Annotated in this window: 10 protein-coding genes and 1 pseudogene; 4 read left to right on the top strand and 7 right to left on the bottom strand. The window is 68.4% G+C overall.

Annotated elements, in window-relative coordinates:
• Positions 1 to 262: 262 nt before the first annotated feature.
• Both VN520_RS22835 and VN520_RS22830 read left to right on the top strand, forming a co-directional pair.
• The gene (locus tag VN520_RS22835; RefSeq protein WP_325748805.1) at positions 263 to 400 is read left to right on the top strand and encodes a hypothetical protein; all 138 of its coding nucleotides are present in this window, start codon (positions 263 to 265) and stop codon (positions 398 to 400) included.
• A 197-nt stretch (positions 401 to 597) separates the two neighbouring features.
• A complete protein-coding gene (locus VN520_RS22830) occupies positions 598 to 1209 on the top strand; it encodes a hypothetical protein (RefSeq protein ID WP_414719916.1) in 612 nt (203 codons plus the stop codon).
• Between the two features lie 603 nt (positions 1210 to 1812).
• On the opposite strand, the gene VN520_RS22825 is transcribed toward VN520_RS22830, so the two are convergent.
• On the bottom strand, positions 1813 to 2886 hold the full coding sequence (locus VN520_RS22825) for a glycerophosphodiester phosphodiesterase family protein (RefSeq protein WP_325748803.1): 1074 nt from the start codon (positions 2884 to 2886) through the stop codon (positions 1813 to 1815).
• A gap of 368 nt (positions 2887 to 3254) precedes the next feature.
• Here VN520_RS22825 and VN520_RS22820 point away from each other — a divergent pair, with 368 nt between their 5' ends.
• A complete protein-coding gene (locus VN520_RS22820) occupies positions 3255 to 4145 on the top strand; it encodes a TIGR03620 family F420-dependent LLM class oxidoreductase (RefSeq protein WP_325748802.1) in 891 nt (296 codons plus the stop codon).
• 142 nt (positions 4146 to 4287) lie between these two features.
• On the opposite strand, the gene VN520_RS22815 is transcribed toward VN520_RS22820, so the two are convergent.
• The 5 genes from VN520_RS22815 to VN520_RS22795 form a co-directional block, all read right to left on the bottom strand.
• On the bottom strand, positions 4288 to 5133 hold the full coding sequence (locus VN520_RS22815; RefSeq protein ID WP_325748801.1) for a GNAT family N-acetyltransferase: 846 nt from the start codon (positions 5131 to 5133) through the stop codon (positions 4288 to 4290).
• A 305-nt stretch (positions 5134 to 5438) separates the two neighbouring features.
• Positions 5439 to 6104: a maleylpyruvate isomerase family mycothiol-dependent enzyme gene (locus VN520_RS22810; RefSeq protein ID WP_325748800.1), complete on the bottom strand. Its 666-nt coding sequence runs from the start codon at positions 6102 to 6104 to the stop codon at positions 5439 to 5441.
• Between the two features lie 297 nt (positions 6105 to 6401).
• The gene (locus tag VN520_RS22805; RefSeq protein WP_325748799.1) at positions 6402 to 6821 is read right to left on the bottom strand and encodes a GNAT family N-acetyltransferase; all 420 of its coding nucleotides are present in this window, start codon (positions 6819 to 6821) and stop codon (positions 6402 to 6404) included.
• 282 nt (positions 6822 to 7103) lie between these two features.
• Entirely contained in the window at positions 7104 to 7274 is a 171-nt protein-coding gene (locus VN520_RS22800) for a hypothetical protein (RefSeq protein ID WP_325748798.1), read from the bottom strand.
• 796 nt (positions 7275 to 8070) lie between these two features.
• On the bottom strand, positions 8071 to 8337 hold the full coding sequence (locus VN520_RS22795) for a hypothetical protein (protein WP_325748797.1): 267 nt from the start codon (positions 8335 to 8337) through the stop codon (positions 8071 to 8073).
• A gap of 295 nt (positions 8338 to 8632) precedes the next feature.
• Between VN520_RS22795 and VN520_RS22790 the strand changes: the two genes are divergently transcribed.
• Positions 8633 to 9055 carry a PPOX class F420-dependent oxidoreductase gene (locus tag VN520_RS22790; protein WP_325748796.1) on the top strand — a complete coding sequence of 141 codons (423 nt, stop codon included), beginning with the start codon at positions 8633 to 8635 and terminating at the stop codon, positions 9053 to 9055.
• On the opposite strand, the pseudogene VN520_RS22785 reads toward VN520_RS22790, so the two are convergent.
• Positions 9052 to 9192 (bottom strand): annotated as a pseudogene (locus VN520_RS22785) (integrase core domain-containing protein); the annotation flags it as partial. The gene VN520_RS22790 and the pseudogene VN520_RS22785 sit on opposite strands and share 4 nt — an antisense overlap.

The raw sequence follows: 9192 nt of genomic DNA, 5'->3' as shown, positions 1-9192 counted from the left end.
CCCACCCGGCAAGAGGATCCCGGCACACCCGCCTGGTCACCTCATTGTTGTCGGCCGAAGCCCGGCAGGTGTTCTGATCATCCAGGCGCGGTCGGCGCGAACCGCTTCGTGCAGGCTCCGCACACACCTCGGCTGACCATGTCACACCCGTAGTCGCCACCTGTCGGCAGCGTCAGCGATCCGTCCCTGTGACCCCAGGAGAGTTACGGGTCACACCTCTTCGACTCCACAGCTGAGATCGCCCCGGCCGGGGGACCTCCAGGTGGAACACCGGTTCCGGCAGACCTCGATCCGGCCCGGCCGCGGCGGTCTCCACGACGGCTTCGCTCAGCAGGTGTCCGGCCGGGCCGGACGACGGCTCGTCGTGCCGATCCTCTTCCTCACAGCCCCGTACACATGACTTCACGCCAACACGACGCAGAACTTGTGTCGTTGAAACCCACACACCCGGAAGCCACGTGTTCCAGCGCCTTGCGATCGAGCGCCGGAGAGGTCCCGCATCTGTGGTAAATCGGCATCCACTGGGGCGTTGCCTTCGTTTGTGGGTAGCATCAGCCGCCCATACCCGTGTGGGACACAGCGAAAGACGAGGACCACATGACCGAAAACACTTCTACATCCGGCATCAGCGAAGACTACGCGCAGAGGATCAATGATGACCTTGCCGCGAACCGGAGTGAGCAGGACCAGGCGCGTGCCGAACTGACCCGACTGCAGGATGAGCTCATCCGCCTGGAGGAGGGGGAGCAGATCCTGGTCAAGATGCAAGAGGTACTGGGCGGTGCCGGAAAGCCGGCTGCCCGTAAGGGCGGCGCCCGCAAGGCGGCGACTTCCGTACCCGCCGCTCGCCGCGCGAAGGGGGCGGCCGCCGCGCCGAAGGAAGGAACCGGCGCGAAGTCCCGGGTCCGAGCTGCACAGCGGACTTCCACGGGCAAGGCAGCATCACCCAAGGAGGCCGGCGAGCCCACATGGCGTGAGTTGGTCACCGGATATCTCGTGGATCAGCGGGAACCGAAGTCCGCTGCCGAGGTGACCGCCGCCCTGACCGAAGCTCACCCCAAGCGGCCGGCCCAGGTCACCGTGGTGCGCAACACCCTTGAGCACGGGGTCGCGCAAGGGCTGCTGGAACGCTCCAAGCAAGGACGTTCCGTCTACTACAGCCCTGTCTCGACTGGGGACCGCCAGGAAGCCGGGGAGCCTGTCGAGTGACCGGCCCCAGGATGTGAGTGGCGCGAGTGTCACGAGGACGGGCGAGTGCGGCATGGCCCGTCGCCGGGCCTGCCGGTCCGCGACCGGCCGGGCCCACGCACGTGCACTCGCCAGGTGCTGGCACTCCCGGTCTCCGGTCCGGGCGGCGTCGCACACTTCCGTGACCGCACGGCTGAGCGAGATCCCCGAGGTCCCTGGCGCACGCGCCCTCGCCATCCCGGTCGTCGACCACCTCTCCCCCGCTGCCCATGTGCACCTCCCGCACCACCAGTTGCCTGTGCACACACTGCACACCCGGCCGTGTGCGCACGGGCACAGGAGGACTTCGTGGTTCATGACGGAGCGGATCGTGCGGGCCGGTGCGCGGACCGCAGCCGGGTATCCGCCCGTTCGGGATGCAGCGGGGTGGCGGAGTTCCCGATGTCCTCCCCGGCGCCTGTGACCCGTCAGCTCCACAAGATCACCGGCTTATCGGGCCTGACCGGGGCACACCTCCTGGAGCCGGCTCGCAGCGCCTCGGGGACGGACCCTTCGCTCCGGTCCGCCCGGGCCCGGCGTAAGTCTCCGCTCTGCGTCTTCTCCCGGTGGGCGGCGTTCCGGCCGTCAGCGACGCGGCGCAGGATATGAGGTGGGCAGAGGCATGCCACGGGAAGCCATGACGTCCCGCACACGGTTGGGGTAATCGGTGATGATGCCGTCGACGCCCATGTCCATGAGCGCCTCGACTGTGGCAGGGTCGTCACAGGTCCAGGGAATGACCTTCAGCCCACGCCGGTGCGCATCATGGATCATCTTCCTGTCGGGGTAGAACCGGAAGCCTGGGTCCGCGATCGTGCCGTTCTGCGGGAAACCGTAGTTCGGGGACAGTGCTTTCACCCCGGGGACGGAAGCGGCAGCCCGCACGAAGTCCCCGTCGTAGTCATCGGCGTCGATCCCGCCGAGCCAGGGGGAAGCTCCGGGCTTCCCCACCTGGAGGAAGTCGTAGTTCGTCAGCGCCACCAGGGGGTAGGCCGGCGCGAGCTCGTGCATCTCCTTCAGCGCCCCCCAGTCGAAGGACTGGACGGATACCTGCCTCTCGATGCCGGAACGGCGGATCTCCTCGAACACGCGACGGACGAAGAGTTCGCGTGGCGCGGTCTGCTCCGGCGCTCCGGCCTCCACCTTCGTCTCGATGTTCAGCTTGACGCGCTTGGCGCCGTAGCTCCTCACCAGGCCGAGGACATCCTTCAGCTCGACCATGCGGAAACCTTTGATCTGCTCCTGCTCCGGGAAGCCGGGCAACTGCTGATACCCGCAGTCCATGCTCTTGATCTGCGCGAGGGTCAGGTCCTTGATGTATTTGCCCACATACGGGTACAGCGGGTCACCGGTCGTCACCGGGCCGGTGTCCTTGCACTTCTGGGCGCTGACCTGACGGTCGTGGGTCACGACCACTTTCCGGTCCTTGGTGACCTGGGTGTCCAGTTCCAGAGTGCTCACACCCAGACGCAACGCCTTCCCGAAGCCCTCGAGGGACCCCTCCGTCGTCAACCCGAGCCCTCCACGGTGGGCCTGCAGGTCGAACGCGGCCCCGCGCCCCGGCTGATGCTTGTGGGGAACCACCGCTGCCTGTGCGGTCGCCGGAACTGCGAGCACAGGGAGGAGAGCCAGGGCGGCGACTGCGAGCCTCAGGGACATGTGTGCCTCGTCTGTTGCGTCGAGCTGGACGCCTGGAAGCCAATCCTGGGGATCCGGCTCGCGCACGAACCCCCGGTGAGGGCATCGTGAACGTACTCGGAAAGGTCGTCCCCGAGGTGATGCCCCAGCTCTGTCTCGTGATTCCTGGGCACGCCGGTACGGGGGGACGGATATCGCCTTTCTTCGCATTCGCCCTGGCCGGCGGATGCCATCGCCCTCACCTCACCCTCCGGGCACACCGTGCTCACCGCATGGCCGAAGCCCTCGGCATCTCGTACACCGTGCCAGGCCACGGCTCGTCTGGCACCCGTCCGGGGGAAACCTCCTCCGGACGGGAATAGCGGGGACAGGTCACTGTTGACCACACCATGACTTCTGAGACGCATGAGGCATTCGGACGGGTCGGCATCTGGAGCAGTGCGCTGCACGGCTCGCGGACGGACGGCGCGGGCGGACAAGCCATCGCGGAAGCGGTCACCGAACTCGAAGAGCTGGGGTACGGCACTCTCTGGATCGGGGGCAGCCCCTCGGTCGAGGACGCCGCAGCTGTGGTCGCAGCCACCCGTACGGTCACCGTGGCCACCGGCATCCTGAGCATCTGGGACCATTCCGCTGAAGAGGTAGCGGCGCGGATCGCTGCGATCGAGTCCGCGGCACGCGGGCGATTCGTGCTCGGTCTGGGCGTCAGCCACAGCCCCATGGTGCCGCAGTACACGAAGCCGTACAGCGCGATGGTCGCCTACCTTGACGCGCTCGACGCCGCGACCCCACCGGTGGAGCCAGGACACCGGGTTCTTGCCGCGCTCGGACCGAAGATGCTGAGGCTCGCCTCCGGCCGGACGCTGGGCGCCCATCCCTATCTCGTCACCGCCGAACACACCGCAGAAGCACGTACCGCACTCGGCCCCGGCGCGCTGCTCGCCCCTGAGCTGTCGGTGGTCCTCGACACCGACGTCGACCGGGCCCGCACCACCGCGCGGAACATGCTGGCGATGTACCTCCAGCTCCCCAACTACACCGCCAACTTGCTGCGTCTGGGATTCGCGGAGAGCGACTTCGACGACGGCGGCAGCATCCGGCTCCTCGACGCCCTCTTCGCTCTGGGTGACGCCGAACGCGTGGAGGCCCGGACCCGGGAATACCTCGACGCCGGTGCCGACCATGTGGCGCTCCAGGTCCTCACCGCTGAAGAGGGCGGCGGAGGCCTGCCGCGGGCCGAGTGGCGCGAACTGGCCGGGATGTTCACCGGCCGGTTGTGAAGGACCGCTCCCACGAAAGGCCGGACGGGGCGCGGCCGCCTCGGCTCACGGTCGTGTGCCGGAGGCCGGAGGCCGGTGCCCGATGGTGGGCACCGGCCTCCGGGATGCCATGGGATGCAGGCAAGCGCGGGCCGGCGGGCCGCTATCCGAGTTCGATGGTTGTCGCGGCGAAGATGCCTGCCCTATCGACGTCGGGTGCCCCTCTGGTGTACATCCGGGCGCATTCGAAGATCGGTTCGAGTCCCAAGCGCTCCATCAGCCTGACCGCCGCTACGTTCACGTCAGGCACGTCCAGGGCTACCGGCGCACCCTGCTGGGCTGCCGACAGACCGTGCAGCAAGGCGGCAGCGATGTCGTCGGAGGCTGCGTAGAGCGGACCGACACGCGCGCCGGACTCGGCGGGGCGCACGACTCCGAAGCCCTGCAACTCGCCGTCCCGCAACGCCACGAGGCCCGTGTGGCCGGGCGCTCCCACCCACAGGGAGAGAAAGGCATCACGCCGCGCGGGGAAGAAGCGGCGGTCGTAGGACGCCAGCCTGTCGAAGGGAACAGACCCGGCGTCGACCACGACGATGTCTTCGGCAGGCTTCTCACTGCCCGGCACTCCTGCGTACCGCACGTGGTTCCAGGCGGTGGCGAACCCGGACCTGCGGTAGTTGTCCTGCTGGTCGACGACACCGTCGAGGCCCACGTTCCGCCCCTCCAAGTGCTTCATGGCAGCCCGCCACGTCTGGATCCCGTAGCCCTGGCCGCGCACAGAGGGACGCGCGATGTAGAACCCGATGAATCCGAAATCGGCTCCGTACCGTACGGCGGATACGGACGTCACGGGTTCCGTGTCCAGCCTCCCCAGGAAAAACCCGTGCGGGTCGGCCGCGTGGAAGGGCAGGTGGTCCAGCTTCCCCGGGTTCCACTGCTCGTCGTCGGCCCACTCCCGGAACCTCGCCATGTCACGGATGCCTGCGGTCACGATCTCGTATTTCGCCATGTTCCTCCTCCACTCGATCCGGGGCGGGAGCGGACCCGCACCCGGGCTGCGCTGCCCGCCCCCGCTGCGCGGAACCGTGACAGTACGATCGGCCGCTGCCGCTGCGAGCTTTCCCCCGCCAGTCTTCACCCATCCCGCTCAGGCGCTCACGACCTCATACGGGCAGACAGATCCTCACGCGGGAAGAAGCCTTTCCCCGAGGCCATCTGCTGATGTGACCGGCCCGGCGACCAGCGACCATGTCCAGGACCCGACCCACTCACACGCTGTCCCAGCAGGGATCCGAGGAGCGTCCCGCAAGCGGGTCACACCTTTCCACCACGTGTGCGAAGGAGCTCGACCCCGTCCCCCTCCAGGTCGCCGATAAACGCCGTACGGCCGGTCATGGCCATCACCAGAGCCAGCGTGGTGCCGGATACGAGCGGTCCGGAGCCAGTCGTGAAGGGGCCGTCGCGTGCAACGAGCCGTAGGCCCTGGATGCGCCCCTTGGCGAGGACCACGAGGTCCGATCTCCGGTAGTAGTCGGCGACCTGTGTGAGCGTTTCGATCGGGTGGCTCCGGTGGATGCCCAGCGGACGCCGGATGTCCTCACTGTGCACGATCGTCTCACCCAGCATGGCGATGACAGGGAGCGGCGGCTTCGTCGTGCTCGGAACGGCGCCCCGGAATCGCTGGAGCGTCTCGCTGGGGGACGAACCCAACTGCTCGGCCAGCCGCATCGCCACCTGCTTGTCGAAGTCGAACCGGCAACGGATCACACCTGCCAGCCATTGCGCGGAGTTCAGGCTCGCCCCCGCCGTGAGATGTGCCAGCACCTCACGCACCGTCAGTCGGCTGCACAATGACGGTGTCTCCCACTGCCGGTCGGTCAGACCTGTGAGATCGGCTGCTAACGCCGCCCGCTCGGAGTGGATCCGGGACCATGCCCCTCCCTCACGCCTGCGGTCTGCTCGTGGTATCGAATCGGTCATCCGGACGTCTCTCCTGTCGAAAACTCCGCTCTGCCGCCGGCCCGGGCGGGAGTACGTGCCACCATGTCAGACGGCAAGTAGAGAGACTTACGCTCCGGAGCAAAGTCATCGACGGCATGTGACTCTTCCGCGGGAAGACCGGGACCGGACCATGAGGGAAGACCCACCCGGGTAGACATGTCCGTTTTATCAGCAGGTTCCGGCACTGTGCCGGGCAGTCGGCCAGAAGCCGCAGGGCCGGCTCTCAGAGCCGGCCCTGCCCTGAGACGTCCGAACACGCCGAGCGAAGGCATCGAGTCACAGGTCTCTGCGCATGCAGATCCTTGGCCACCGTTCCAAGCCGGGGGCCGCTTCCTGCTGCCGGATCTCCCGGAGAGCCGGACCGAGTTCGCTGTCGCCGAGTGAGTGGGACCCGCAACACCTGGAGTAAGGCGCGTTCCAGGGAACATCGACAAACGTGGTGAGGGTGAGAGCGGGTACGCCGTGGGCGGCAGCATGATCCGCGACGTGGTTCAGCAACAGGCGCCCGACAGCGCGTCCGGCCTGATCAGGATGTGCCGACACCTGCGCGGCATGAAGGTTCCTGTCGACACGTTCAGCGATCAGGTAGGCCGCTGGAACGTCTGCCGCGTCCACGGCGACCCAGGCCAGTCCGCTCCTCCGGAAGCGGGCCGGTTCACGGGCCAAAAGCGGCTCGTCATCCGCGATCTCGGGCATTCCGATGTCCCGGAAGCACTGCCCGGCAGCCCGCTCGATGCCCTGGAGGAGCGGATACGCATGGGACCATTGTCCTGGGCGGCCAAGTCCCCGCGCGTGCCGTCCCCATCGGACGGCACCGGACCCCGCGCTCACGCACAGCGCCTGCGCGCCTGCCCGGAGCCGGTTCCGGGCGGCCAGGGCCGGGTGCGGCCCCGCTCAGCGAACTCGCTGCCTGCGCACCGCTCCAGTCGCATCTGGGCGGCCGGCAGCACCGGTCGCGGCCGCCCGGCCGGGCGAGGGTCACCCTCGGCCGACTCGCCGCCCGTTACCGACACCCGCAACGTGCAGGGCCAGCAGAGCCAGGCCGATCAGCATGATATTGGTCGAGGCGAAGATGTCGTTCGTCGCGATATCGGCGGCGTTGATCAGAAAGGCGATGAAGAACAGTACGGCTGCGGCTATTCCCAGCATGACGTAGCTCCTTTTGTCGTTGGAACGCATGTGCCCCTGCACGCTTGGATCAGACCTGGCCGGCAGCATCACCTTCCGTGTGAGCACAGCCGTCGACGGCACGGCCGGAGATCCGGACACGGTGGGGAACGCCGGGCCGTCACCGCACCTGCCCCGGCCCTGCCGACGCGCACTGCCGTGCGGTCGTCCCGCCCCGCTGCCCCTCCGGCCGCCCGCAGCAGGAGCAGAACTCTGCTGCGGACGGCTCCGTGACACATCAGGGATCCGGGCCGCCGCGCGCCCGGTTCGTCGAGACCGATGCGACCGTCGGCCGCTGCTTCCTGCAAGTTCCGCCACCGCTTTCCTCACGGACCGCGTCAAAGGCACTCAGGGGGACGGGACATGAGGGCTCAGCACCCATGGAGCCGATGGACGGCGAGCGCTCCAGGAGGCGGCCCGGAACGGTTACGTGAATGCCAGGGCGCGGTCGGCGCCCTGGCCGCGTCGAGGTGGCAGAAGGCCGGGAAACCGGAGTTGAGCTCGTCGGCATGAGCCGGCGTCCGCAGAAGCAGCGCCGGTTGTCGACTCCCTCAGGGCGCTCCACGCCGACGCCTTCACCCGCTCCGGCGACGCCGGGCTGCGCCGCTGGCTCATCACACGGCTGGAGGCGGGCTCGGACCCGCGAGCGGAGCGCCACTGGCAACTCCTCGCCACGGTCGACGGGTGGCCTGTGCCGCCCGCTCTCGGGCCGGTCCACACCTGGTTCATCACCGCCCTGCGTACGGGGGTCAGCTGACGCGCCTGGCAGGCGGACGGCTCAGGGGCTGTCCGCCTGCCAGGCCCAGCGCTTCGGGTCGGCCGCCCCGGGCCCGTAGACGACGCGTCCGCCCGCACCGAATTTACCGAGCTCCGTGCCGAGCACCGCTCCTACGGCAAGCCGTTCGTCGGACCAGCCCGTCACGTCCAGGAGCAGCCCGTCGAGCGGGCCGCCCACCAGTTCCACGTAGACGTGCCCGGGCCGGGCCCCCGGGTCGGGGTCGTCATGGTCGGCGCCGTAGACACGCCGCCTCATCAGTTCGTCCATGCCCCCAGCATCACAGCCGCCACTGACAATCCCCCGCCGCGCGGCGGCGCCTGGGCCCGATCGCGTACGGGCCGCGGCGGCCGGAGGCGGGACGGCCCCGGACGCGGTGCCGGACAGTCACCGGCTGAGGAATGTGCCATCGGCCGAGTGGGACACTGCGCGGCTGCTCACCGCGGACGCGCAGCGGCGGTCCCGGATGCCGCACGCTTCATGTGGCAGCGTGGAGCCGCGCCCTCTGCATCGTCCGGTGATTCACCGCCACAGGGAGGGCGCTGCACGAGACAGAGGAGAGAACATGTCGAAGCCGCCCCTTCCCGATGCAGCGATCACCATGCTGCGCAAGCCGAACCCGGCGGTGATCGCCACCCTTCGCTCGGACGGGCAGCCGGTTTCCGCGGCCACCTGGTACCTCTGGGACGACGGCCGGATCCTCGTCAACATGGACGAGGGGCGCAAGCGTCTCGACCATGTACGCCGGGACCCGCGTGTCACCCTCACGGTGCTCGACGACTCCGACTGGTACACCCATGTGACCCTGATCGGGCGGGTCGTCGAGATGAGCGACGACGACGGCCTGGCAGGCATCGACCGGCTGTCCCGGCAATACCTCGGCCAGCCGTACGCGGAAAGGGAGCGAGGCCGGGTGAACGCCTGGATCGAGATCGACCGCTGGCACGGCTGGGGTGGTTTCCGGGACAGCTCCCAGGCAACGGGCTAGCTGTATTGACCCTCAGCGTTGTTAACTCGGCTGATCGGTGGCTTGCCGTCGAGTGCGGTGTGGCAGCGGTGGTGGTTGTAGCTGTGGAGGAAGTCTGCCAGGGCCGCTGTCCGCTCGTCGTTGGAGGTGTAGGGCCG

It is taken from the genome of Streptomyces sp., from assembly GCF_035563135.1.
Lineage (GTDB): Bacteria > Actinomycetota > Actinomycetes > Streptomycetales > Streptomycetaceae > Streptomyces.
This window is presented reverse-complemented; position numbering and strand designations above follow the sequence as displayed.